Genomic DNA, 22,695 nt, shown 5'->3' on the forward strand with positions numbered 1-22,695 from the left:
CTGACTTTCGGTCTTTCGATTTATCTCGTTTCTAATGCAGCCAGGGCGGGTTCGTCCATGGTGATCAGGCGATGCGGGGCAATTTCTACCGGCGATACCCGGCAACTCACAGCATAGGCTTCCACCCCGGTGGCACTGGCGGCAGTAAAAGCCCTGGCATAGGCAGGATCCAGATCGCCTGAAATGCTGAACCGGTCGCAATCGTCCCTCTGGATCAGATAGAGCATAACAGCCCTGTGGCCGGCTGCAACCATCGCGGCAAGCTCCACCAGATGCTTTGCGCCGCGTGCAGTGACGGTGTCTGGAAATTCGGCAAGTCCGCCCTCGCGCGAGAAATGGACATTCTTGACCTCGACATAGGTATCGGGCCGCCCGTCGCCGGAAAGCAGAAAGTCCACGCGCGAGTTCTTGCCGTAGCGCTGTTCGCGCCGAAGGTTTTCGTATCCACCCAGATCTCCGACAAGTCCGCCGGTCATTGCCTCTTCCGCAAGCCGGTTTGCCGCTGCCGCATGGACGCCGATGACGGTCCCCTCGGCCTCGATCAGTTCCCAGGAATATCGGTACTTTCGCTCCGATCCCAGATGATCGGCCAGCCAGATTCGCGATCCCGGCGTGGTCAGGCCGCGCATCGAGCCGGTATTGGGACAAAACCCGGTAATCTCTGTGCCATCATCCAGCACCGCATCGAACAGGAAGCGTTTGTAGCGGTGGATAAGTGTGGCGGGCACGAGGGGCGGGGCAAATTTCATGGACCCGGTCTAGCCGTTTCGAAGTGGCACCGCAAACCGGCAGCTGTACTTACCACGGTTCAGCGAGCCATTGCCGTTGCCGATGGCTTTGCCCCTGACCGGGCAATGTCGACAATGGTCCCGCATGCGGAGCGGAGATTTGCCCGCAGTCGGATGAAGGGTATACGCTCACGCTACACCCGCTCCAGCACATAGCTTCCCGGCGCGTCGCCAATTGCGTTCAGCTTGCCACCGCCGGGCTTGCGGGCGGGCACGCGCTCGTCGTCCAGTGCCTCGACCCATGTTTGCCAATGCGGCCACCAGGAGCCAGCATGTTCTTTGGCTGTCTCCACCCAGTCTTCAAACTGGCCTTCGGGTGCCCCATTGGTCCAGTACTGGTATTTGTTCTTGTCGGGTGGATTGACCACGCCCGCGATGTGGCCGGAACCGGACAGCACATAATCGACCTTGCCACCGAAATACTGGCTGCCGACGAAGACCGATTTGGCCGGTGCGATATGGTCTTCCTTGGTGGCCAGATTGTAGATCGGAACCTTGACGTCCTCAAGCGACAGCGTCTTGCCGGCCAGTTCCATTTTGCCCTGTGTCAGATTGTTTTTGAGGTAACAATTGCGCAGGTAATAGGAATGGTTGGCGGCGGCCATACGGGTGGAATCCGAGTTCCAGTAGAGGAGGTCGAAGGCGCTCGGATCGACGCCCTTCAGATAGTTGTTGACGAAATAGGGCCAGATCAGCTCGGACGACCGCAGCATATTGAAGGCTGCCGCCATCTTCTGTCCGTCCAGATAGCCGGTCGATTTCATCCGTTCTTCCAGATCGCCGATCTGTGCCTCGTCGGCAAACACCTTGAGATCGCCGGCAAAGGTGAAATCCACCTGCGTGGTAAACAGCGTGGCGCTGGCAATACGGTCGTCGCCCTCTTGCGCATGCAGCGCCAATGCGGCTGCCAGCAATGTGCCGCCCACACAGTAGCCGATGGAATTGACCTGCCGTTCGCCGGTTGCCTTTTCCACGGTCTCCAGAGCGAAATCGATACCCTCGCGAATATAGGCCTCCCAGCCTTTGTCGGCATGGCGCTGGTCCGGGTTGACCCAGGAAATCACGAACACGGTATGTCCCTGATCGATGCACCACTTGATGAAGCTCTTCTGCGGATTGAGATCGAGAATGTAGAATTTGTTGATCCACGGCGGGCAAATGAGCAGGGGTCGTTTCAGCACGGTTTCGGTGCTGGGCTCATACTGGATGACTTCGCAGATATCGCTCTGGGCAATCACCTTGCCGGGCGTCATCGCCATATTCTTGCCGACTGCGAATTTCGAATAGTCGGTCTGGCGCATGCGCAACTCGCCGCGTCCGGCTGCCAGATCTTCCGCCAGGATTTTCATGCCCCGCACCAGGTTTTCACCGTTGCTGGCCACCGTCTCGCGGTAGACCTGAGGATTGGTGGCAATAAAGTTGGCCGGTGACAATGCTGCCATCAGCTGGCGCACGTAAAAGGCTGCCTTGTGCTTTGTATGCGCATCCAGCCCTTGCGTCTCTTCAACCAGCCGGTCGGCCCATTCGCCAACCACCAGATAGGTCTGTCGCAAAAAATCGAAAAACGGATTGCGCTCCCAGTCCTCATCGGAAAAGCGCTTGTCTTTCACAGCAGAGGCAACGGGCGCCTCTGCCGAGCCGGAGAGCTTGTGGGCAGTGCGCATCCACACATTGAACATGCTGCCAAGGAGAAGCGATTGCGCTTCAAGTGTCCGCTTGGGATCGGCCATCCAGTATTCGGCAATCTGGGAAAGTGTTTTCACAAGCTCGTTCATTGGCTCGGCGGCTGAGTTTGGAACCTCGCCGCGTTCGCGAGGGCCAATCCATTCAGAAGCCGCCTTGCCCAGATTTTCCACGGCCTTGGCAATGTTCATCGCCATCGCCTGCGGATCGCGCACCACGTAAGGTTCGATCAGCTTCGGGTCGAATGCTGGATTGGCCATCTCACCCGGGCCTTCGGCTCCGCTCTCCTTGGTCATACCCATCTCCCCGTTTTTTCTTGTCGCTTTGTATTTGCACATACTTGCGCAAAACAGCTAGAAGTTCCAGCAAGAGAAAAGCAGAGTCTTTTGGCGATGGTAAGACGGGCTCGTCCGAATTCGGACAGGAAGCCGCAATCCGGGGTGACGTGTTCTATGATGAACGGAAAACGAGCTATGTCAGGTGCCTTTTTGGCATGCACTGCTTTGATGCTGGCAGGTTGCGTCAGTGGCGGAAGCGACATGGTGGCCTCCGCGCCCGCAAGTTCACCCTCTGTGGTGACGGTGGTGGACCCCGACGATACCGATCAGGGACCGATGCAGCCGAATGACGGCTATCCCGATTTTTCCACGCCGCTCACGGCTGCCAATACGCAGATGAGCAATGATCAGGCAGCAGCACTCGAAGCAAAGCTGAGCGCGCTTGGCGCCCAACGTCGCGCCGGCACTGTCTCTGATGCCGAATATCGGCAGCGGTTGCTGGAACTGCGCGGTATAGCGGAAAAACACGGCAGCGACGCCACGACCAGGCTTGGCAATTAGCGCTTGCCTTTGATGGAATTTCGCCGCAAATCAGGCCGTTACGGGCGTCATTCGCCAGATTTGCGCCAAACATTGCGCGCAATGTCTGGGAATGCGCTATAGTAAAAAGTGCTTCGGTTCGGTGGTCTTATGCCGTGCCGTCTTTGCAACCTTGAAACGAGCCCGCCGCATGCGGCTTTCGCCGCACGGTTAAACGGGGAGAGAAATGGAAGAATTTCATAAAGTCCGGCGCTTGCCGCCTTACGTTTTCGAGCAGGTCAACCGTTTGAAGGCGAGCGCGCGAGCGGGTGGGGCCGATATCATCGACCTTGGCATGGGCAATCCTGATCTTCCGACCCCGAAGGCCATTGTCGACAAGCTGTGCGAAGTGGTCCAGGACCCGCGCACGCACCGTTATTCGTCGTCCAAGGGTATCCCGGGCCTTCGGCGCGCGCAGGCAGGCTATTACGCCCGCCGCTTTGGTGTGAAGCTCAACCCGGAAACGCAGGTTGTTGCAACGCTTGGGTCCAAGGAAGGCTTCGCCAACATGGCGCAGGCCATCACCGCGCCCGGCGACGTCATTCTCTGCCCGAACCCGACCTATCCGATCCACGCCTTCGGCTTCCTGATGGCTGGCGGTGTTATTCGCTCCATGTCGGTCGAACCGGACGAAAGCTTCTTTCCTCCGCTGGAACGTGCGGTTCGCCACTCGATCCCCAAGCCGCTGGCGCTGATCATCAATTATCCGTCCAATCCGACTGCCCATGTGGCCACCCTTGATTTCTACAAGGATGTGATCGCCTTTGCGCGCAAACACGACATCATCGTGTTGTCGGATCTGGCCTATTCGGAGATCTATTTCGACGACAACAATCCGCCGCCATCGGTTCTTCAGGTGCCGGGGGCAGTGGATATCGCTGTCGAATTCACCTCCATGTCGAAGACATTCTCGATGCCCGGTTGGCGCATGGGCTTTGCGGTTGGCAATGAAAGGCTGATTTCGGCGCTGACCCGGGTCAAGTCCTATCTCGACTACGGCGCTTTCACGCCGATCCAGGTGGCCGCGACCCATGCGCTGAATGGCGACGGCACCGACATCGCCGAGGTGCGTTCGATCTACAAGCGCCGTCGCGATGTCATGGTGGACAGCTTCGGCAAGGCCGGCTTCGACGTGCCGCCGCCGGAAGCGACCATGTTTGCCTGGGCCAAGATACCGGAAAAATTCCGCCATCTCGGCAGTCTCGAATTTTCCAAGCTGCTGGTGGAGAAGGCCGACGTGGCCGTTGCCCCCGGCATCGGTTTTGGCGAAATGGGTGACGATTACGTGCGTCTGGCGCTCGTTGAAAACGAGCATCGCATCCGTCAGGCGGCCCGCAACATCAAGAAGTTCTTCTCAACGGCGGACGATACGATGCACAATGTCGTATCCCTCAACGCCCATCGTTGACCTAAAAAGCGGCTCCGTTCGGAGCCGCTCCCACCGAAATATTCAGGATTGATCAATGGCAGATGCCCTTCGAATTGGCATTGCGGGACTGGGAACAGTTGGCGCATCCCTGGTCCGCATTCTCCAGACACGCGCCGATGCGCTTGCAATGGCATGCGGACGTCAGATCGAGATCGTAGCCGTCTCGGCAAGAGACCGGACACGCGATCGTGGCGTGGATCTGACGGGCATCGAATGGCATGACAATCCCGTGGACATGGCAACCACCGCCGATATCTCCGTCTTCGTGGAATTGATGGGTGGAGACAATGGAGCCGCGGCAGACTCGGTGCGCGCGGCCTTGTCGCGTGGTTTGCATGTGGTGACGGCCAACAAGGCCCTGCTCGCCCGCCATGGCGTTGAACTGGCAAAGATCGCTGAAGGGAAAGGCGTTCTGCTGAATTATGAAGCAGCCGTTGCCGGCGGCATTCCTGTCATCAAGACGATGCGTGAATCGCTCACGGGCAATTCGTTCAGCCGCATCTATGGCATCATGAACGGCACCTGCAATTACATCCTGACCCGGATGGAAAAAGAAGGCCTGTCCTTTGCCGATTGCCTGAAGGAAGCGCAGCGTCTCGGTTATGCAGAAGCGGATCCGACATTCGACATCGAAGGCAATGATACGGCCCATAAGCTTGCAATCATGACCGCTCTTGCTTTTGGTAGCGAGATTGCAGCCGACGAGATCTATCTGGAGGGTATCTCCAACATCTCGATCGAGGATATTCATGCTGCCGCCGATCTGGGGTACCGGATCAAGCTTCTGGGGGTCGCCCAGAAGACCGAGACCGGCATCGAACAGCGCGTTCATCCAACCATGGTGCCGCTCGATAGCGTGATTGCGAAGGTCGATGGTGTAACCAATGCCGTCGCACTCGAATCCGATATTCTGGGCGAGCTGCTGATGGTTGGCCCCGGTGCCGGCGGCAACGCGACGGCCTCCGCCGTGCTGGGAGATATCACCGATATCGCCAAGAGCCGTCCTGGAACCCAGGACGTTCCCGTCTTCGGGACGCCGGCGCGTCTGATGCAGCCCTACCGTCAGGCCGAGATGCAGAGCCATGAGGGCGGGTATTTCATCCGCCTCACGGTCGAGGATCGTGCCGGCGTGTTTGCCTCGATCGCCGCCAAGATGGCAGACAACGGCATTTCGCTGGAATCGATCATGCAGCATTCCAAGCGGCAGGTCGCAGCCGGCGACCCGCAGACGATCATCCTCGTCACCCATGCGACGATGGAAGCCTCGGTCCGCAAGGCTGTCAGCGCCATCAAGGCCGAGGGCTATCTGCTGGGCGAACCGCAGGTGATCCGCATCGAGCGTCCGAAAGACAGCTAGGTTCCAGCCGTGTCATTGCTGGCGCGGTCAGCATCATCGGTCGAGCAGGAATTGCAACGGGTGTCATCGCGATAGACGACATCCGTTGATTTCGCGCGTCCAGTACCTATTGTGAAGTCATGCCATCGAGGCGTGGGTAAACTGTGTCGGGAGCTCATGTCAGCTTGGCTCCAACGGCACATCCAGAATCAAGACAGGTGACATGACGGACGAAGTGGATCCGGTACCGAGAGCCTTTCTCGGGGTTGAAAATTCAGTCTCGGGGCAGCGTTGGATTTCGCGCCTGGATCAGGCCGGGCAAAACCGTGCGCTTGCGATGTCACAGGTCCACGGCCTGTCAGATCTCGTGGCAAGGGTCATGGCCGGACGCGGCGTGACGCTTGATGAGGCGACGCTCTTCCTCGATCCCACGCTGCGCGCGCTGATGCCCAATCCCTCGACCCTGACCGATTGCGATCTGGCCGCTGAGCGGCTCATGCAGGCGATCAAACGCGGCGAGCGCGTGGCGATCTTCGGTGACTACGATGTCGATGGCGCAGCATCTTCCGCCGTTCTCTATCGCTTCCTGGCGCATTTCGGCGTTGAGGCCGAGATCTACATTCCGGACAGAATTTTTGAAGGCTACGGCCCGAACCCGACAGCCATCGGCGAACTCATCGACAGGGGCGCGCAACTGATCGTCACCGTCGACTGCGGATCCACAAGCCACGAATCGCTGGCTGTCGCCCGCGAACGCGGGATTGATGTCGTCGTTATCGACCATCATCAGCTTGGTCACGAATTGCCGCCCTGTCTGGCTCTGGTCAATCCCAACCGGGAGGACGATTTGTCGGGGCAGGGGCATCTCTGCGCGGCCGGCGTCGTCTATCTGGTGCTGGTGGCAACGCTGAGAGATCTGCGCAAGGCGGCCCATCCCGGCTCCGCCAGCATGGATCTGCTCAGCCTGCTGGATCTTGTGGCCCTTGCCACGATCTGCGACGTGGTGCCGCTCAAGGGCCTGAACCGCGCCTATGTCGTCAAAGGCCTCGCCGCAGCGCGCCTGATGAACAATTCGGGGCTTGCAGCGCTCCTGAAGGTCGCCGGCATCGGCGGCCCCGTCACGCCCTATCACTTAGGCTTTCTCGTCGGACCGCGCATCAACGCTGGCGGACGTATCGGCGACGCAGCCCTCGGCAGTCGGTTGCTGACGGTCGATGATCAGTCCGCCGCGGCCGAGATCGCCGCCAGACTGGATGAACTCAACCGCGAGCGTCAGGCCATGGAAGCCGCCATGCTGGAAGAGGCACAGGCCGAGGCGCTGGCGGAATATGGCACGGCGGAAAACGCCGCCGTCATCCTGACCGCAAGAGAAAACTGGCATCCGGGCATCGTTGGTCTTCTGGCTGCGCGCCTGAAGGAGCGGTTCCAGCGCCCAGCCTTTGCTATTGCCTTTGATTCGATGGGCAAGGGCACGGGCTCGGGTCGCTCGATCACCGGCTTTGACCTTGGCAAGATGGTGCGCGCCGCTGTCGATGACGGGTTGCTGGTCAAGGGCGGCGGTCACGCCATGGCAGCGGGCCTGACGGTGGAGCGCGGCAAGCTTGGCGCCCTTCGCGCCTTCTTCGACGAATCGGCTGCAAAGCAGGTCGCATCCCTGACGGCAAACCGGGTGCTCAAGATTGATGGTGCGTTGGGCGCAAGTGCTGCCACCACCGAACTCATCGACAAACTTGAATCCGCAGGCCCCTTCGGAGCCGGCCATCCGCAGCCGCTGTTTGCGGTCCCGTCCCATCGCCTCAAGGATGCCCGTCCGGTCGGCACGACGCATGTAAAGGCGACGCTGGAATCGCAGGACGGCCGCCGTCTGGAGGCCATTGCCTTCCGCGCCGCTGAAACGCCTCTGGGGGACTTCCTGATGAGTTCACGCGGCAATCAGATCCACGTCGCAGGTTCGCTGTCGGCCGATCAGTGGCAAGGATCGCGCCGCGTACAAATGCGTATAACGGATGCCGCCAAGGCACCGTAATCATTTGTCGATTCGATTTTGAGAAAACTGGTACGCCCTAGGGGAGTCGAACCCCTCTTTCCAGAATGAAAATCTGGCGTCCTAACCGATAGACGAAGGGCGCGTGCCGTGGGCGCCCTTATAGGGGTGACTTTTCATTCCCGCAAGCGCCTTTTTGCTCTTTTTCAACAGAGCGATGACGATTTTGTCTCCTGGGCGAAGATTGTATTCATTCTTCAACCGTGACGGACCTCCATGAACAGAAAATTCTGCCGAAATTGCATGTAGTTTGCCATCCGTTCCGGTTTTCCCTAGAGGCCTATGTACACATTAACGGAGGTGGATCGTTGTGAGATTTGCGCGCAACTGGTAATGAGATGGGAATGTACACACTCTCATGGGGATGTGTCGTGATGGATTTCAAACGCTGAGGGCGGGTGCGGTGGCATTCTCGTGAATCGGCTGGTTTTCGATCATGTGACGGCGTGCGCAAGGTCATCGGTGCCGCGTTTGCAGACAATGATGCAGACTCATGGTCTAGTGGAGCTTGCGGCCTTGGTCGCAACCGGACTTGGGGAGAGGTCCGGAGCGCAATGTGGAGGCAGGAAATGACGGAAACACCGGGAAATACGCACGCAACCCGAACCGTGATCGAGTTGCGCAAGAAAATACTCGCCGGCGAATTGGCGGGCGGCACCCGCTTGCTTGAAGTGCCCTTGTCGGAAGAGCTGGAAATATCGCGCACCCCCTTGCGCGATGCCATGAGCCGGTTGGTCGAGGAGGGGCTGCTGGAGCGGGGCAAAAGCGGTGGCTTTACCGTACGCAAATTCACCTTCGATGATGTCATCGATGCCATCGAGTTGCGGGGTGTGCTGGAAGGCGCGGCAGCGCGGCTTGCGGCAGAGCGCGGCGTATCGCCTGCCGCGCTGGAGGAGATCGGGGCGACTGTGGCGAAGTTGGATGACTGCTTTGGTGCGGACCCGGACAGCATGGATTTCGATCGATATTCAGAGCTGAATGCGCAGTTTCATCATCAGCTTGCAAGATTGTGCGGCAGCGACATGATCGCACGCGAAGTGGAGCGTGCAGCGCGATTGCCCTTTGCTTCGCCATCGGCCTTCCTGCCGGATAAGGCGGATATCACAGCCTTTCGCCGCTCGCTCTATCAGGCCCAGGCCCAGCACAAGGCGTTGGTTCGGGCGATTGCGGCGCGGGAAGGCTCGCGTGCGGAAGCCTTGGCGCGAGAGCATGCGCGTATTGCGCGCCATAACCTCGACTATCTCATGAACGAAGATCGCAGCCTGATCGAGCAGGTGCCCTCGCTGGCGCTGGTCATGGGCTGAGACGGTCAATTAGCCGGCAACAAGTACAGGACCGCTTTATCGGAGGAGAAAAAGCCTCTTGCAAGTCCCGCTTGTTTGGGTCTTATAATGTATACATAGCGAGAAACCCCATGGGAGGAGAAACCATGACTAACTCGAGCCTAGAGGCGGTATTGCAGGCTGCTGGCAATCCTGTCGAGCTTTTGCGCAATTCTAAAATCGGTATGTATGTATACCCGGTCGTGACGCCTGAGTTTTCCAACTGGCGTGTGGAGCAGCAGGCCTGGCGTGAAACAGCGGTTCTGTTCGACCAGTCTCACCATATGGACGAACTGATCGTCGAAGGACCCCAGGCGGAAGAGTTCCTCAGCCATCACGGCATCAATTCCTTCTCGAATTTTGGCCTGAACCGCGCCAAGCACTTCGTGCCGGTCACACCGAATGGCCACGTCATCGGCGACCACATCATTTTCCGCGAGCGTGAGGACAAGTTCATTCTTGTCGGCCGTGCACCGACATCCAACTGGCTGCAGTTCTGTGCTGCCTATGGAAAATGGAATGTCCGCATCAAGCACGATCCGCGTTCCCCCTCGCGTCCTGAGGGCGAACGCGTGCTGCGCACCCATTACCGCTTTCAGATCCAGGGACCGGACGCGCCGAAGATCTTTGAGAAGATGAATGGCGGTCCGATCCCCGACATCAAGTTTTTCCATGTGGACTGGATCAATGTCGGCTCCCGCAAGGTGCAGGCCCTTCGTCATGGCATGTCCGGTGCGCCGGGTCTGGAGATCTGGGGCCCCTATGAGGACAAGTCCTATATCCTCAATTGCATTCTTGAGGCCGCCAAGGATGCGGGCGTCGATCTGGTTCGTTGCGGCAGCCGCGCCTATTCCACCAATACGCTGGAATCCGGTTGGATCCCTTCGCCGCTGCCCGGTATCTATACCGGCGATGGCATGCTCGCGGAATACCGCCGGTGGCTCGGTGCCGATTCTTATGAAGCAGCCGGTGCGATCGGTGGTTCCTTCGTCAGCGACAATATCGAGGATTACTACGTCAATCCGTTCGAACTCGGCTACGATTTCTACATCGGCTGGAAGAAGCAGGACTTCGTTGGCAAGGCGGCGCTGGAGAAGATGAAGGGCCAGACCCATCGAAAGAAGGTCACCTTCGAGTGGAACCGCGAGGATGTGCTGAAGGTCATCGCATCGGCCTTTGAACAGGGCACGCCATATAAGTGGATCGACTTCCCGCAACCGAATTATGCCTCTTCGAGCGCCGACATGGTCATGCAGGACGGCAAGATGGTCGGCATGTCGATGTTCAACGGCTATTCCTTCAATGAACGCTGCGTCCTGTCGCTGGGCGTGGTGCATGCCGACGTCAAGGAAGGCGATGTGCTGACGATGAAATGGGGCGAGCCGGAAACGACCGGCAAGACCTCGACGGAAAAGCACAAGCAGACCGAAATCCGCGTGCGCGTCTCGCCCACGCCGTATTCGAGCGAAGCCCGCGAAAACTACGCGGACAGTTGGCGTTCCAAGAAGTAACAGGGACCACGGCCCGCGTCGTATAAGGCGCGGGCCGAGCAATCCCCGATGAGACCACTGATAGCCGGTGTCAGCCGTAAGGGTTGACGTAAACCGGTGCTGCCGAATGCCGGTGAGCATGAGTGTGCCCCGGCATTCGACTATCAGCTCTTCTGCACCAGGCAGGGAAGGTCGGTGCGGCCGCAGACGGAAGGAACAAGGCGATGTTTAAGTTCTTCAAGCGCGCCGATCACGGTAATGAAAAACCTGAGCTCGATTTGAAGACTGTCGTTCAGGGATATTCCATTGAAGTGATGCCGCGCACAGCGGCCAAGATCGATGACTTCAAGGCGCTGTTGCCGGCTGGAACGCGGGTCTACATCGCCCATATCGATGGAACGCCGATCGACGACATGGTGGCAACGGCGTCGCGATTGTCCAGCGACGGTTTCCAGGTCATGCCGCATTTTCCTGCACGCAGCATTGCCGATGTCCATACCCTTGAAGACTGGATCAAGAGATACCGCAATGAAGCCGGTGTCGAGCAGGCATTGTTGCTGGGGGGAGGGAGTTCTAATCCAGCGGGACCATTCGACAGTTCGATCCAGATGATCGAAACGGGCCTGTTCGACAGATATGGCTTCAAACGCCTGCATGTTGCTGGCCATCCGGAAGGCAACAGGGATATAGACAAGGACGGCTCATGCCGGCTGATCGATGAGGCCTTGGTTTGGAAGCAGGCCTTTTCCGAGCGCACCGATGCTCAAATGGCCGTCGTCACGCAGTTTGCCTTCGACGTCGAGCCGATCATCGCCTGGGATCGTCGGTTGAGAAGGGCCGGCATCACGCTGCCCGTTCATCTGGGAATTGCCGGACCGGCCAAACTCCAGACCCTGATCAAATATGCTGTCGCGTGTGGCGTCGGACCGTCGCTGAAGGTGCTGCAAAAGCGTGCCACAGATCTCACCAAGCTGATGCTGCCTTATGAACCCGAGGATGTGCTGGCGGATCTGCAGTCCTATTTGGCTGACGAGCCAGACAGTCTAATCAGGCAGGCACACTTCTTTCCTCTGGGCGGGGTGAAAACCTGCGCGGACTGGGCAAATGGCGTTCTGGCATCTTCGAAACAGTCGGCCTCTTCCCCACCTGTCGCTGTCTGATATCAACAGGGCGGTGACGGGCAATTGACCGGACGAGGTGTTGAGCAGACCTCGCCGGTCCATTTTGTAAAGATGGGAAACTGCGGCACCAATAGCCAGTGGCACATGCGCCAAGTGCATGATTGCCGACCGATATCCTGCAAGTTTTAGGATAGAGAACTGGTACGCCCTAGGGGAGTCGAACCCCTCTTTCCAGAATGAAAATCTGGCGTCCTAACCGATAGACGAAGGGCGCGTGCCGTGGCGCCCTTATAGTCAGGGCTTTCGAATCCCGCAAGCGGATTTTTGCGCTTTTTTCAAAAAAATGACACAGACCGAAGAAAACGTTGCCGATTGAAATTTGGCAGGAATTACAAAGCCCTGCTGTGCCGGGAAAAACCCCTTCTCATGAATTGAAGGTGAAACGATCCAGCAACGGACCCTTCGTACCTCGCCTAGTAAAGGGCACCGTCTTCGCTGGGCGGAAGGGTCGCAGGAGCAGCTGCCGGCGCGCTGAAAAGGCTACCTGAAGCGGCATGGATTCCACGTTGCGGCATGCCGGCCGGAATGAGGCTCGATGGTGTTTCGGACGCGGTCACGGGCGCTGCATCCTCAACCGCTTGATAGGCGGAAAATATGCTGGAGCGTCCCGCGTTGACACCCGTCTGCTGCATCACAACGGCCCCTAGATCCTCAGGGGCTTCCTGTAGCTGTGCGGTATCCGTTGTGCCGCCGCCGTCGGCCGCCGTCTGTGCCACCGGGTCGGCAGCATTGGCAACCATTGGGTCGACATAGCCGCCTGGTGTTTTCCTGGGCACGTCCGCGCTGGCCACAAGATCAGCATCCTCAATATCGAGGCCGAGGGCTGCCTGATCCTTGGCACCGGTCATGCAGCCAGCCAATAGCAGCAGGCTGGCGCAAGCCGCCACGCGCGATGTCTGTTTCACATTGAGGTATTGAAGGTGACGCAACATATCCGCTCCGCTTGCGGCGAACCCCGCCGTTTGGTTCTTCGCTCATCCGCAACAAAAAAGACGGGAGCGCAAACTCCCGTCTTCATGGCATGTCAATCTTGCGTGGAGCCGAACGGGCTTACCAGCTGCCGGTATTCGGCATTGAAGCCCAGGGCTCAGCCGGTGCCAGACTGTCGCCCTTTTGCAGGATCTCGATCGAAATCCCGTCGGGAGAGCGGACAAAGGCCATGTGACCGTCGCGCGGTGGACGGTTGATGGTCACGCCATTGTCCATGAGGGTCTGGCAGGTGGCATAGATATCGTCGACCCGATAGGCGAGGTGGCCGAAATTGCGACCGCCGGAATACTCCTCCGGATCCCAGTTATATGTGAGCTCGATGCTCGGGGCGCGATCGCCATATTCGGCGATGTCTTCATCCGAGCAGAGAAAGACCAGAGTGAAGCGGCCTTTTTCATTGTCGATTCGCTTCGTTTCTTTCAGGCCAAAGACCCGGCAGTAGAAATCGAGCGATGCGTCCAGATCTTTGACGCGTACCATCGTGTGTAGATAGCGCAATTTTGGTACTCCTGTATTGGCTGTTACGATATGGTGCAGACGACAGCTTGGAGCAAGGCTGTGGAGCAACAAAAGCATCTGGGTATTATTTGAAACAAGGGCTTGCGCAGCACCATTGCAGGAATGTTATTCTGGATATCAAGAATCAGTTAACATTTGGAATGTGAAGCGTTGCCGAGGGGCTGGTGGTAATGGCAGACAGAATGTCAGCGAAGGGGATCTCTGAATTTCAGGATCTTTCTAGCGAGCCGATAGATCTAATCGAAATCACGGGCGTCGTGAAATGGTTTGACGTCGCCAAGGGCTTCGGTTTCATCGTTCCGGACAATGGAATGCAGGATGTGCTGATGCATGTGACCTGCCTGAGGCGAGACGGATATCAGACCATTCTCGAAGGCACGCGCATCGTGGCCCTCATCCAGAAGCGCGACCGTGGCTATCAGGCCTTCCGGATTCTCTCCATGGATCAGTCGACGGCAGTCCACCCGTCGCAGCTTCCACCCGTCAGAACCCATGTCCAGGTGCAGGCCACCAGCGGTCTCGAACGTGCACTCGTCAAATGGTTCAACAGAACCAAGGGTTTCGGCTTCCTGACGCGCGGTGAAGGCACCGAAGACATTTTCGTCCACATGGAAACGCTGCGCCGATTCGGCCTGACGGAACTGCGTCCGGGTCAGACGGTTCTGGTTCGTTTTGGAGATGGCGAAAAAGGCCTTATGGCTGCCGAAATTCACCCGGATATTCCAGATCCGATCAACCGGGCTCACTGATGCAGATGTTGCAGAATGGTTTTGTGAAAAGCGCTGTTGGGGCGCTTTTTTTGTGTTTCGCTGGCGTCGCCCAGGCGGCAGAGCCGATCTTTGGTACAGCCACCGTCACCATCGAGACGGCAGCCGGTCCCGCGCATGAATTCGCGGTCGAATTTGCCGCCACGCCCGATCAGCGGGCGAGGGGGCTGATGGAGCGTACAGAACTTGCGCCGGACGCCGGCATGATTTTCGATTTCGCGGTGGAACGTGAAGTGATGATGTGGATGAAGAACACACCGCTTCCGCTGGACATGCTGTTTGTCGCCAGCGACGGCGAGATCAAGCGGGTCGCAGAAAACACCGAACCCTATTCAGAGACCATCGTTCCGTCGCGCAGCCCTGTACGCTATGTGCTGGAAATCAATGGCGGTCGGGCGTCTGAACTTGGCATTGCAGCGGGAGATCACCTGAAGCTCAGCAATATCAACCAGCGTTGAAACGGCCTTGTCAAAATTCCGTAAGAAAAACGCATTTTTGCTGTTGCGGCCCATGGGGTAACCGTGTATTGCCACACTCGTCAACGGCACGGAGTGTAGCGCAGCCTGGTAGCGCATCTGGTTTGGGACCAGAGGGTCGGGAGTTCGAATCTCTCCACTCCGACCATTGATCTTCCCAAGAAAACAAGAACTTGCAGGACGCTGAACATAAAGCGACTGGCGCTGTTGCGCGGATATCATTTCACGTTGTCAGCGCAGGGATGCAGATCGGCAGGGTTTACCGATCAACCTCTGCGACCGTCCGGGTCCACGCGCTTTACGGCCTCTCAACCTTTCAGATTTATGGGATAATCGGTGCCCAGCGCCGGGTCGGCATATTGCCATTTGAACCTGTAGCAAGTATCTCAACCTTATGAAGGTAGAAGCTGGTGTACAGTCTCTTCCGTCTCTCTTGCCCCGGCTGGACGCTGCTGAAAGCCAGGGGTGTTTGAGATGAAATCCTTCGCTTGTGTTTAGGAGCCCGAAGCCATGTCAGCCAAGATCTATCGACCTGCAAAGACAGCCATGCAGTCCGGCAAGGCCAAGACTCATATTTGGGTGCTCGAATTCGATCAGAACAGCCCGCGCAAGATCGATCCCGTCATGGGCTACACCACGTCCAGCGATACGCGCCAGCAGGTGAAGCTCAATTTCGAGACGCAGGAACAGGCAGTGGCCTATGCGCAGAAGAACGGCATCGACTATCGCGTGATCCCGCCAAAGGAAGCGGTCCGCCAGGTGGCATCCTACACCGACAATTTCCGCTACAGCCGCCAGCAGCCCTGGACGCACTAAGGCTCAACACCTAGACAGGCGCAAAGACGCTTCAGTCTCGCCCAAAGCCGGCTCAAGCCGGCCAGACGGCCCCTTAGCTCAGCTGGATAGAGCACCGGCCTTCTAAGCCGACGGTCGCAGGTTCGAATCCTGCAGGGGTCGCCACTTCGCTTTTTGTCCATACCGAAGACATAGGTATCATCGATGCCGATCTGTCACAGGTTGGCGCAAATGGTCAGCTTGCTCAATATCTCGGGTTTTCGATTTGCTGCATTGCGATAATATCGACTGATTCGTGGACGCACTCGATGCGGTTCTTTCTTGCGTGCCGGCGGTACGCCGGGAGATGATGATGAAAGCGTTTCTCGCTGGTTCATTTATATATATGAGCGTGCTTGCGGTCGGCCCCGCCTGGGCAGGCGATTCAGCGCCTTTGACGTTTCAGGCGACCCGCAACTCCGATCGGGATTATGTGGGCGATTGGCGCGTGCGCTTCGGCGGTTCTCTGCCGATGAGTGCCAGCCTCAAGCTTGGCGTGGTCGCCACAGACAGCGGCGCACTCAGCGCAATCCCCACATCCATCTCGGCCTCCGTCGGCACTCTCTATGACAATAGCAGCCACGCCCGGCGCGGCGCGCGTGTTCAGCTATGCCCGAATACGCAGCAAGTGGAAGCATCAGTCAAAAATATCCAGCCTGTCTGGATCGGAGAGAGTGCTAATCTGGAACTGCGCCAGAGCATCGACACGGTGATTTATGGCGAAGCCGATGCCGGCCGCGTCGCAGTCTCCGCCAACCAGCAGGTCTATGTCACCGATATCCGCCATCGCATGGCCGTCACAGCCGGTGCACGGCTTGCCAGCGATCAGGCGCGAATGACGGCAACCCTGAGGCTCGAACAGAAGATCCTGGACCATTGGACCGTGTCAGCCGATTTTGCCCATGGTGTTCAGACCAATAGCGCAGCTTTCAAGGCCCGCTACGCCTTCAACTGGTAGAGCTCCGCCAAACCGGGTGCGGCAAACCGGCCAATCCCGCCGACCGGTTGTCCTTGCGATAAAAAAAAGCCGCCACCTCGAAGAGGCGGCGACTTTGATGGTCTCTCTGTCTGTTTAGGATCAGTGCAGGATCTGGCTGAGGAACAGCTTGGTCCGCTCATGCTGCGGATTGTCGAAGAATTCTGCCGGTGCATTCTGTTCGACGATCTGCCCCTGGTCCATGAAGATCACCCGGTTCGCCACCTGCCGGGCAAAGCCCATTTCATGGGTCACGCACAGCATGGTCATGCCTTCCTCGGCAAGGCTTACCATGGTGTCCAGAACTTCCTTCACCATTTCAGGGTCGAGCGCCGATGTCGGCTCGTCGAACAGCATGATCTTCGGTTTCATGCACAGGGCCCGGGCAATCGCCACGCGCTGCTGCTGACCACCGGAGAGCTGGCCTGGATATTTATTGGCCTGTTCCGGGATTTTGACGCGTTCGAGAAAGTGCATGGCAATCGCCTCTGCTTCCTTCTTCGGCATTTTGCGCACCCAGATCGGTGCCAGCGTGCAGTTTTCCAGAATGGTCAGATGCGGGAACAGATTGAAGTGCTGGAAAACCATGCCGACTTCGCGGCGCACTTCGTCGATCTTCTTCAGATCGCTGGTGAGTTCTGTACCGTCGACGAGGATCTGCCCGGTCTGGTGCTCTTCCAGACGGTTGATGCAGCGGATCATGGTCGATTTGCCGGAGCCTGAAGGACCAGCGATGACGATGCGTTCGCCCCCCATCACCTTCAGGTTGATGTCGCGCAGCACGTGGAAGTCCCCGTACCACTTGTTCATATTGATGATTTCGACGGCCACCGAGTTTTCGGCAACGGTTCTTTGGGCGGTGTTGGCCTGTGCCATTTGTATGTTCCCCTCTTTAGCGCTTGTGCCCGGTGTCGAGACGCCGTTCCGTAAAGGCGGAATAGCGCGACATGCCGAAGCAGAATATCCAGAAAATGAAGCCCGCAAACACAAGGCCCGTGAGTGGTGTCACCGGCGATGCCCAGGTGGCGTCCGTGAAGTTGAGGCGGACAATGCCGAGAAGATCGAACATGCCGATAATGGAGACCAGCGAGGTGTCCTTGAACAGCCCGATGAAGGTGTTGACGATACCCGGAATGACCAGCTTGATGGCCTGCGGCAGGATGATCAGCCGCGTTTTTTGCCAGTAGCTGAGACCCAGAGAATCGGCGCCTTCATACTGTCCCTTGGCAATGGCCTGCAGGCCGCCACGGATCACTTCGGCCATATAGGCCGAGGCAAAGATGGCAACGCCAACCAGCGCACGCAGGAAATTGTCGATGGTCCAGCCTGTCGGCAAAAATAGCGGCAACATCACATTGGCCATGAACAGAACCGTAATCAACGGAACGCCGCGAACCACTTCGATGAAGAACACGCAGATGATCCGGATGGCCGGCATATGCGATCGTCGGCCCAAGGCCAGCACGATGCCGAAGGGCAGGGACACCGCAATGCCGACAAAGGACAGGATCAACGTGACCATCAGGCCGCCCCATAGGGGAGTTTCGACCTTTTGAAGGCCAATTCCGCCATGCAGCAGGAAGAAGGCGACGACCGGGAAGATGACGAACAGCAAGAGGGCGTTCAGGCCCTTCCGCGGCGCCTTCGGCATCAGCATCGGCACCAGAAGACCGATAAACATGATACCGACCAGTATCGGTCTCCAGCGCTCGTCGAGCGGATAGCGACCGAAGATGAACTGCATCATGCGGTTATCGACAAAGGCCCAGCACGCACCCGACCATCCGTCGGGTTGATTGCCGCCTTGGGCAATCGTCGCACAGGCTGCACGGTCAGCACCCGTCCAGGCCGCCTGAATGAACAGCCAGTTGATAACACCGGGCAGGAGCCACAACAGAAAGGCAACGCCCAGCACCGTCAGAATGATGTCCTTGGGCGTTGCGAGCAAATTTTCGCGGATCCATCCACCGGCAGTATTGCCCTGCATCGGTGCCGGCTTGGAGTCGAGCATGTCCTGACGGACATAATGTATAGTCTGTGCCATCGCTTATCTCTCCACCAAAGCCATTCTGGCGTTAAACCAGTTCATGAACAGGGATGTGGCAATGCTGATAGACAGGTAGACGGCCAGCCAGATCGAAACGATTTCGACAGCCTGGCCCGTCTGGTTCATCGTCGTGCCACCGGTGGACACCAGTTCGGGAAAACCGACGGCGACCCCAAGCGAGGAGTTTTTCGTGAGGTTGAGATACTGGCTGGTGAGCGGTGGAATAACGATTCGCATCGCCTGTGGAACCACGACGAGGCGCGTGGTGATCGAGGGGCGCACTCCCAGCGCCGAGGCAGCCTCGGTCTGGCCGTGGGGAACGCCCTTGATGCCGGCTCGGATGATCTCGGCAATAAAGGCTGCCGTGTAGAAAGACAGTGCCAGATAAAGAGCCACGAATTCCGGGCGGATAATGGAGCCGCCACGAACATTGAAGGTGCTTTCAACCGGATAATCGAACGTCAGCGGTGCGCCAACGGCCAGAAAAGCGAGCAGCGGAAGGCCGATCACGATGGCGGTCACTGCCTTTGCGGTGGCAAAGGGCTGGCCGGTCCGCATCTGTCTGGCCTTTGCCCAACGGGCAAGGAAAATGGAAGCTGCAATTGCGACGACGATGGCGATGGGCAAGACGATCGACCCTTCACCCCAAATCGGCGTTGGAAAGGCCAGACCGCGATTGTTGAGGAAGGTCGAGAACGGCAAGATGATCGAATCGCGCGGATGCGGCAGTGCCGACAGAACGCCGGAATACCAGAAGAAGATCACCAGCAGCGGCGGAATATTGCGGAAGGTCTCGACATAAACCGTGCAAAGCTTGGCGATCAACCAGTTCTTGGACAACCGGCCGACACCGATCAGAAAGCCCAGTATCGTTGCTGTCACGATGCCGGTTGCGGCAACCATCAGCGTGTTCAGCAGGCCGACGATAATCGCCCGGCCATAGGTGGAATCGCTGCTGTATGAAATGAGTGATTGGCCGATATCGAAGCCGGCCCGGCTCTTCAAAAAGTCATAGCCCGAGGCAGTATTCGACCGGGCCAGATTTTCCATTGTGTTGTTGACGATGTTCCAAACCAGAAACGTCAGCAATGCCACCGTGACGACCTGAAAGAAGATGGAGCGCACCTTCGGATCGTAGATCAGCGAGCTGAAGCTCTGACCAGCCACCGGTTGGTGTACGGCGTGATCTGTCATGCTTGTGTATCCCCGCGACCCCTTTGGGGTCTTATTGGTCTTCTATATCGGCATGCCGGGTTCCCATCCACGGTCCCGGCTCTTGCCGCTCATCGCTGGTCGCCTTGATGGCAATCCTAGAGATGAACGAGGCGGCTTTCGCCGCCTCGTAAGATGTTATGCCTGATCTTAGCGGATCGGCGGTGCGTACTGCAGGCCACCCTTTGTCCAAAGAGCGTTGAGGCCGCGCTCGATCTTCAGCGGAGTGTTGACGCCGATATTGCGCTCGAACACTTCACCGTAGTTACCGACGCCCTTGATCACGTTATAGGCCCACTCATTGGTCAGGCCCAGGTCCGTACCAATCTTCGAGTCGGCTTCAACGCCAAGGAAGCGCTGCACGTCAGGGTTCTTGGAATTCGCCTTCATGTCGTCGACGTTTTCCGAAGTGATGCCGAACTCCTCAGCCTGCACCATCGCGTAACCAACCCAGGTTACGATGTCGAACCACTGGTCGTCACCCTGGCGCACGGCCGGGCCGAGCGGCTCCTTGGAGATGATTTCCGGAAGAACGATGTGATCGTCTGGATTGCTGAGCGTCAGGCGGATCGAATACAGGCCCGACTGGTCGGTCGTGTATACGTCGCAACGACCGGCCTGATAGGCAGCGTTCACTTCTTCGAGCTTTTCAAAGACGACCGGGTTGTATTCGAGATTATTGGCCTTGAAGTAGTCGGCAAGGTTCAGCTCGGTGGTGGTGCCGGACTGTACGCAGACGGCAGCGCCCGACAGCTCGAGAGCCGACGACACGTTGAGTGCCTTCGGAACCATGAAGCCCTGGCCGTCATAGTAGTTTACGTAACGGAAGTTGAAACCCAGAGCCGTATCGCGGCTGATGGTCCATGTGGTGTTACGTGCCAGCATGTCGACTTCGCCGGACTGAAGCGCGGTAAAGCGGCTCTGCGCGGTGGTCGGCGTGTACTTGACCTTGGTCGCATCACCGAAAACCGCAGCGGCAACGGCCTTGCAGTAGTCGACGTCGAAACCGGTCCAGTTACCTTGTGCATCTGGCGAAGCAAATCCGGCAAGACCGGTGTTCACGCCGCATTGCACGAAGCCCTTCGACTTGATGTCGTCAAGGGTAGCAGCGGAGGCGCCGGAGGCGGCCATTCCTACGACTGCGGCGCCAATTGCGACGGACAAGAACTTGATGTTCATTTTTTCCCAACCTTTATCTATTGTCTTTTGCAGCAGTGGGTTGCGCGTTTTGAACACACACATTGCCACCGGCTCGCTGCCCTCCCGGCGCGAACGGATCTATCACAATCTTAAATGGGTACACGGTCAAGTGGTGATGGACAGAATCGTCCAGAAAAACGGCAATTTGAACAAGCAGCATGAAAAACGGGCAGAAAAAGACGCCTTGAGGCAGCGAATGATTAAAAAACGGTCGTCCGCAAACGCTTTGGATCGCTCTTTTCTGCCAGTGGACCTGTTTCAGGCTTGAACTCAGCCATGGGGTTGACCTGTGACTGCGGCAAAGACACAAAACGTCATCGCATATTCTCGGAAAGGCCCACCCCCCAATGCATGATCGGAAAGAAATGCTGGCCAAGGCCGGCATGGAAACAAAACTCTGCCATATCGGCAACGACCCTTCAGCCTTTCACGGCTTCGTTAATCCTCCGGTGGTCCACGCCTCCACGGTCCTGTTTCCGGACACCAAGGCGATGGAATCGCGGGAGCAGAAATACACTTACGGCACCCATGGAACGCCGACGACCGACGCGCTTTGCGAAGCGATCGACGAACTGGAGGGCTCGGCCGGAACCGTTCTCGTGCCGTCAGGCCTTGCGGCCATCAGCGTCCCGTTTCTGGCCTTCCTGTCATCCGGCGACCACGCATTGATCGTCGATTCGGTGTATGCGCCCTGCCGCCGCTTCTGCGATACGATGCTGAAGCGCATGGGCGTCGAGGTCGAATATTATGACCCGGAAATCGGGGCCGGCATCGAAACGCTGATCAAGGCCAACACAAAGCTTGTGCATACAGAAGCGCCCGGCTCGAACACCTTTGAAATGCAGGATATCCGCGCCATTTCCACCGCCGCCCACAAGCACGGCTGTGTGGTGACCATGGACAATACCTGGGCAACGCCGCTTTATTTCAAGCCGCTCGATTTCGGTGTCGATATCTCCATCCATGCGGCGACCAAATACCCATCCGGGCATTCCGACATTCTCATGGGCACTGTGTCAGCCAACAAGGAACATTGGCCGCGCCTGCTGGAGGCCCAGACGGTGCTTGGCATGTGTGGCGCACCGGATGATTCCTACATGATCCTGCGCGGCCTGCGCACCATGTCGCTAAGGCTCGATCATCATCAAAAGAGTGCCCTGACCGTTGCGAAATGGCTGGAAGGTCGCGATGGCGTCGCCAGGGTTCTGCATCCGGCCTTGCCCAGTTTCCCCGGACACGACATCTGGAAGCGCGACTTCAAGGGTGCAAGCGGCATTTTCTCCTTCGTCCTTGCAGCCGGCCAGCCGGAAAAGGCAAAGCCGAAGGCACGCGCCTTTCTGGATGCGCTGCGGCTTTTCGGTCTCGGTTATTCCTGGGGTGGCTATGAAAGCCTGGCTGTCATGGTCAATCTGGATGATCGCAGAATCCGCAAGGCGCCACCGGAAGGCACCGTCATGCGCCTGCAGATTGGTCTCGAAAATGTCGAGGACATTATGGCCGATCTGGACGCCGGATTTGCCGCAGCGGCCGAGGTTTGAAGACGT

General features: G+C 57.9%; 21 protein-coding genes and 4 tRNA genes. 15 read left to right on the forward strand and 10 right to left on the reverse strand.

Annotated features, from left to right (window positions below):
- Positions 1–20 precede the first annotated feature (20 nt).
- Positions 21–749 carry a DNA/RNA nuclease SfsA gene (gene sfsA, locus ACQQ2Q_RS08155; protein WP_428186569.1) on the reverse strand — a complete coding sequence of 243 codons (729 nt, stop codon included), beginning with the start codon at positions 747–749 and terminating at the stop codon, positions 21–23.
- Positions 750–922: 173 nt separating this feature from the next.
- On the reverse strand, positions 923–2,731 hold the full coding sequence (locus ACQQ2Q_RS08160; RefSeq protein WP_428186786.1) for a PHA/PHB synthase family protein: 1,809 nt from the start codon (positions 2,729–2,731) through the stop codon (positions 923–925).
- Positions 2,732–2,944: 213 nt separating this feature from the next.
- On the opposite strand from ACQQ2Q_RS08160, the gene ACQQ2Q_RS08165 reads away from it, so the two are divergent.
- The 4 genes from ACQQ2Q_RS08165 to recJ all read left to right on the forward strand — a co-directional run bounded on the left by ACQQ2Q_RS08165 (position 2,945) and on the right by recJ (position 8,119).
- Complete coding sequence (locus ACQQ2Q_RS08165) at positions 2,945–3,310, forward strand: hypothetical protein (RefSeq protein WP_428186570.1); 366 nt, start codon at positions 2,945–2,947, stop codon at positions 3,308–3,310.
- Between the two features lie 205 nt (positions 3,311–3,515).
- Positions 3,516–4,736: an LL-diaminopimelate aminotransferase gene (locus tag ACQQ2Q_RS08170; protein ID WP_428186571.1), complete on the forward strand. Its 1,221-nt coding sequence runs from the start codon at positions 3,516–3,518 to the stop codon at positions 4,734–4,736.
- A 55-nt stretch (positions 4,737–4,791) separates the two neighbouring features.
- Positions 4,792–6,114, forward strand: a complete 1,323-nt coding sequence (locus ACQQ2Q_RS08175) for a homoserine dehydrogenase (RefSeq protein ID WP_428186572.1) — start codon at positions 4,792–4,794, stop codon at positions 6,112–6,114.
- Positions 6,115–6,316: 202 nt separating this feature from the next.
- Positions 6,317–8,119: a single-stranded-DNA-specific exonuclease RecJ gene (gene recJ / locus ACQQ2Q_RS08180; RefSeq protein ID WP_428186573.1), complete on the forward strand. Its 1,803-nt coding sequence runs from the start codon at positions 6,317–6,319 to the stop codon at positions 8,117–8,119.
- A gap of 28 nt (positions 8,120–8,147) precedes the next feature.
- Here the strand turns inward: recJ and ACQQ2Q_RS08185 are convergent.
- Positions 8,148–8,222, reverse strand: a tRNA-Glu gene (locus ACQQ2Q_RS08185).
- A gap of 484 nt (positions 8,223–8,706) precedes the next feature.
- On the opposite strand from ACQQ2Q_RS08185, the gene ACQQ2Q_RS08190 reads away from it, so the two are divergent.
- The 3 genes from ACQQ2Q_RS08190 to ACQQ2Q_RS08200 all read left to right on the forward strand — a co-directional run bounded on the left by ACQQ2Q_RS08190 (position 8,707) and on the right by ACQQ2Q_RS08200 (position 12,109).
- Positions 8,707–9,441 carry a GntR family transcriptional regulator gene (locus tag ACQQ2Q_RS08190; RefSeq protein WP_428186574.1) on the forward strand — a complete coding sequence of 245 codons (735 nt, stop codon included), beginning with the start codon at positions 8,707–8,709 and terminating at the stop codon, positions 9,439–9,441.
- Positions 9,442–9,566: 125 nt separating this feature from the next.
- Positions 9,567–10,970: a vanillate/3-O-methylgallate O-demethylase gene (ligM, locus tag ACQQ2Q_RS08195; protein WP_428186575.1), complete on the forward strand. Its 1,404-nt coding sequence runs from the start codon at positions 9,567–9,569 to the stop codon at positions 10,968–10,970.
- Positions 10,971–11,173: 203 nt separating this feature from the next.
- Positions 11,174–12,109 (forward strand): methylenetetrahydrofolate reductase, encoded by a 936-nt coding sequence (locus tag ACQQ2Q_RS08200; protein WP_428186576.1) that lies wholly within the window; start codon positions 11,174–11,176, stop codon positions 12,107–12,109.
- A gap of 160 nt (positions 12,110–12,269) precedes the next feature.
- On the opposite strand, the gene ACQQ2Q_RS08205 is transcribed toward ACQQ2Q_RS08200, so the two are convergent.
- From ACQQ2Q_RS08205 to ACQQ2Q_RS08215, 3 genes are all read right to left on the reverse strand, one after another.
- A tRNA-Glu gene (locus ACQQ2Q_RS08205) sits at positions 12,270–12,344 on the reverse strand.
- 199 nt (positions 12,345–12,543) lie between these two features.
- On the reverse strand, positions 12,544–13,062 hold the full coding sequence (locus ACQQ2Q_RS08210; RefSeq protein WP_428186577.1) for a hypothetical protein: 519 nt from the start codon (positions 13,060–13,062) through the stop codon (positions 12,544–12,546).
- 118 nt (positions 13,063–13,180) lie between these two features.
- Positions 13,181–13,618, reverse strand: coding sequence for a VOC family protein (locus ACQQ2Q_RS08215; protein WP_428186578.1), 438 nt, complete (start codon positions 13,616–13,618; stop codon positions 13,181–13,183).
- A gap of 191 nt (positions 13,619–13,809) precedes the next feature.
- On the opposite strand from ACQQ2Q_RS08215, the gene ACQQ2Q_RS08220 reads away from it, so the two are divergent.
- From ACQQ2Q_RS08220 to ACQQ2Q_RS08245, 6 genes are all read left to right on the forward strand, one after another.
- Positions 13,810–14,388 carry a cold-shock protein gene (locus ACQQ2Q_RS08220; RefSeq protein ID WP_428186579.1) on the forward strand — a complete coding sequence of 193 codons (579 nt, stop codon included), beginning with the start codon at positions 13,810–13,812 and terminating at the stop codon, positions 14,386–14,388.
- Positions 14,388–14,864, forward strand: coding sequence for a DUF192 domain-containing protein (locus ACQQ2Q_RS08225; protein WP_428186580.1), 477 nt, complete (start codon positions 14,388–14,390; stop codon positions 14,862–14,864). Before ACQQ2Q_RS08220 ends, ACQQ2Q_RS08225 begins: the two co-directional genes overlap by 1 nt.
- A gap of 89 nt (positions 14,865–14,953) precedes the next feature.
- Positions 14,954–15,030 (forward strand) — tRNA-Pro (locus tag ACQQ2Q_RS08230).
- A 362-nt stretch (positions 15,031–15,392) separates the two neighbouring features.
- The gene (locus tag ACQQ2Q_RS08235) at positions 15,393–15,698 is read left to right on the forward strand and encodes an ETC complex I subunit (protein ID WP_428186581.1); all 306 of its coding nucleotides are present in this window, start codon (positions 15,393–15,395) and stop codon (positions 15,696–15,698) included.
- Between the two features lie 67 nt (positions 15,699–15,765).
- Positions 15,766–15,842 (forward strand) — tRNA-Arg (locus tag ACQQ2Q_RS08240).
- Between the two features lie 187 nt (positions 15,843–16,029).
- Positions 16,030–16,674, forward strand: a complete 645-nt coding sequence (locus tag ACQQ2Q_RS08245) for a hypothetical protein (RefSeq protein WP_428186582.1) — start codon at positions 16,030–16,032, stop codon at positions 16,672–16,674.
- Between the two features lie 120 nt (positions 16,675–16,794).
- On the opposite strand, the gene ACQQ2Q_RS08250 is transcribed toward ACQQ2Q_RS08245, so the two are convergent.
- The 4 genes from ACQQ2Q_RS08250 to ACQQ2Q_RS08265 all read right to left on the reverse strand — a co-directional run bounded on the left by ACQQ2Q_RS08250 (position 16,795) and on the right by ACQQ2Q_RS08265 (position 21,130).
- On the reverse strand, positions 16,795–17,568 hold the full coding sequence (locus ACQQ2Q_RS08250) for an amino acid ABC transporter ATP-binding protein (protein ID WP_428186583.1): 774 nt from the start codon (positions 17,566–17,568) through the stop codon (positions 16,795–16,797).
- A gap of 16 nt (positions 17,569–17,584) precedes the next feature.
- On the reverse strand, positions 17,585–18,703 hold the full coding sequence (locus tag ACQQ2Q_RS08255) for an amino acid ABC transporter permease (RefSeq protein ID WP_428186787.1): 1,119 nt from the start codon (positions 18,701–18,703) through the stop codon (positions 17,585–17,587).
- A gap of 36 nt (positions 18,704–18,739) precedes the next feature.
- The gene (locus ACQQ2Q_RS08260) at positions 18,740–19,933 is read right to left on the reverse strand and encodes an amino acid ABC transporter permease (protein WP_428186584.1); all 1,194 of its coding nucleotides are present in this window, start codon (positions 19,931–19,933) and stop codon (positions 18,740–18,742) included.
- A gap of 168 nt (positions 19,934–20,101) precedes the next feature.
- The gene (locus tag ACQQ2Q_RS08265; RefSeq protein ID WP_428186585.1) at positions 20,102–21,130 is read right to left on the reverse strand and encodes an amino acid ABC transporter substrate-binding protein; all 1,029 of its coding nucleotides are present in this window, start codon (positions 21,128–21,130) and stop codon (positions 20,102–20,104) included.
- On the opposite strand from ACQQ2Q_RS08265, the gene ACQQ2Q_RS08270 reads away from it, so the two are divergent.
- Both ACQQ2Q_RS08270 and ACQQ2Q_RS08275 read left to right on the forward strand, forming a co-directional pair.
- A complete protein-coding gene (locus ACQQ2Q_RS08270) occupies positions 21,123–21,419 on the forward strand; it encodes a hypothetical protein (protein WP_428186586.1) in 297 nt (98 codons plus the stop codon). The genes ACQQ2Q_RS08265 and ACQQ2Q_RS08270 overlap by 8 nt on opposite strands.
- 79 nt (positions 21,420–21,498) lie before the next feature.
- Positions 21,499–22,689: a cystathionine beta-lyase gene (locus ACQQ2Q_RS08275; protein WP_428186587.1), complete on the forward strand. Its 1,191-nt coding sequence runs from the start codon at positions 21,499–21,501 to the stop codon at positions 22,687–22,689.
- Positions 22,690–22,695: the final 6 nt, after the last annotated feature.

Origin of the sequence: Agrobacterium sp. ES01, assembly GCF_050320885.1 — a bacterium.
Taxonomy (GTDB): domain Bacteria; phylum Pseudomonadota; class Alphaproteobacteria; order Rhizobiales; family Rhizobiaceae; genus Allorhizobium.

Bases quoted from the DNA above. Each gene is read 5' to 3' on its own strand.
- sfsA (WP_428186569.1), bottom strand. From the start codon at position 749: ATGAAATTTGCCCCGCCCCTCGTGCCCGCCACACTTATCCACCGCTAC.
- ACQQ2Q_RS08160 (WP_428186786.1), bottom strand. From the start codon at position 2,731: ATGGCCAATCCAGCATTCGACCCGAAGCTGATCGAACCTTACGTGGTG.
- ACQQ2Q_RS08165 (WP_428186570.1), top strand. From the start codon at position 2,945: ATGTCAGGTGCCTTTTTGGCATGCACTGCTTTGATGCTGGCAGGTTGC.
- ACQQ2Q_RS08170 (WP_428186571.1), top strand. From the start codon at position 3,516: ATGGAAGAATTTCATAAAGTCCGGCGCTTGCCGCCTTACGTTTTCGAG.
- ACQQ2Q_RS08175 (WP_428186572.1), top strand. From the start codon at position 4,792: ATGGCAGATGCCCTTCGAATTGGCATTGCGGGACTGGGAACAGTTGGC.
- recJ (WP_428186573.1), top strand. From the start codon at position 6,317: ATGACGGACGAAGTGGATCCGGTACCGAGAGCCTTTCTCGGGGTTGAA.
- ACQQ2Q_RS08190 (WP_428186574.1), top strand. From the start codon at position 8,707: ATGACGGAAACACCGGGAAATACGCACGCAACCCGAACCGTGATCGAG.
- ligM (WP_428186575.1), top strand. From the start codon at position 9,567: ATGACTAACTCGAGCCTAGAGGCGGTATTGCAGGCTGCTGGCAATCCT.
- ACQQ2Q_RS08200 (WP_428186576.1), top strand. From the start codon at position 11,174: ATGTTTAAGTTCTTCAAGCGCGCCGATCACGGTAATGAAAAACCTGAG.
- ACQQ2Q_RS08210 (WP_428186577.1), bottom strand. From the start codon at position 13,062: ATGTTGCGTCACCTTCAATACCTCAATGTGAAACAGACATCGCGCGTG.
- ACQQ2Q_RS08220 (WP_428186579.1), top strand. From the start codon at position 13,810: ATGGCAGACAGAATGTCAGCGAAGGGGATCTCTGAATTTCAGGATCTT.
- ACQQ2Q_RS08225 (WP_428186580.1), top strand. From the start codon at position 14,388: ATGCAGATGTTGCAGAATGGTTTTGTGAAAAGCGCTGTTGGGGCGCTT.
- ACQQ2Q_RS08235 (WP_428186581.1), top strand. From the start codon at position 15,393: ATGTCAGCCAAGATCTATCGACCTGCAAAGACAGCCATGCAGTCCGGC.
- ACQQ2Q_RS08245 (WP_428186582.1), top strand. From the start codon at position 16,030: ATGAAAGCGTTTCTCGCTGGTTCATTTATATATATGAGCGTGCTTGCG.
- ACQQ2Q_RS08250 (WP_428186583.1), bottom strand. From the start codon at position 17,568: ATGGCACAGGCCAACACCGCCCAAAGAACCGTTGCCGAAAACTCGGTG.
- ACQQ2Q_RS08255 (WP_428186787.1), bottom strand. From the start codon at position 18,703: ATGCTCGACTCCAAGCCGGCACCGATGCAGGGCAATACTGCCGGTGGA.
- ACQQ2Q_RS08260 (WP_428186584.1), bottom strand. From the start codon at position 19,933: ATGACAGATCACGCCGTACACCAACCGGTGGCTGGTCAGAGCTTCAGC.
- ACQQ2Q_RS08270 (WP_428186586.1), top strand. From the start codon at position 21,123: ATGTTCATTTTTTCCCAACCTTTATCTATTGTCTTTTGCAGCAGTGGG.
- ACQQ2Q_RS08265 (WP_428186585.1), bottom strand. From the start codon at position 21,130: ATGAACATCAAGTTCTTGTCCGTCGCAATTGGCGCCGCAGTCGTAGGA.
- ACQQ2Q_RS08275 (WP_428186587.1), top strand. From the start codon at position 21,499: ATGCATGATCGGAAAGAAATGCTGGCCAAGGCCGGCATGGAAACAAAA.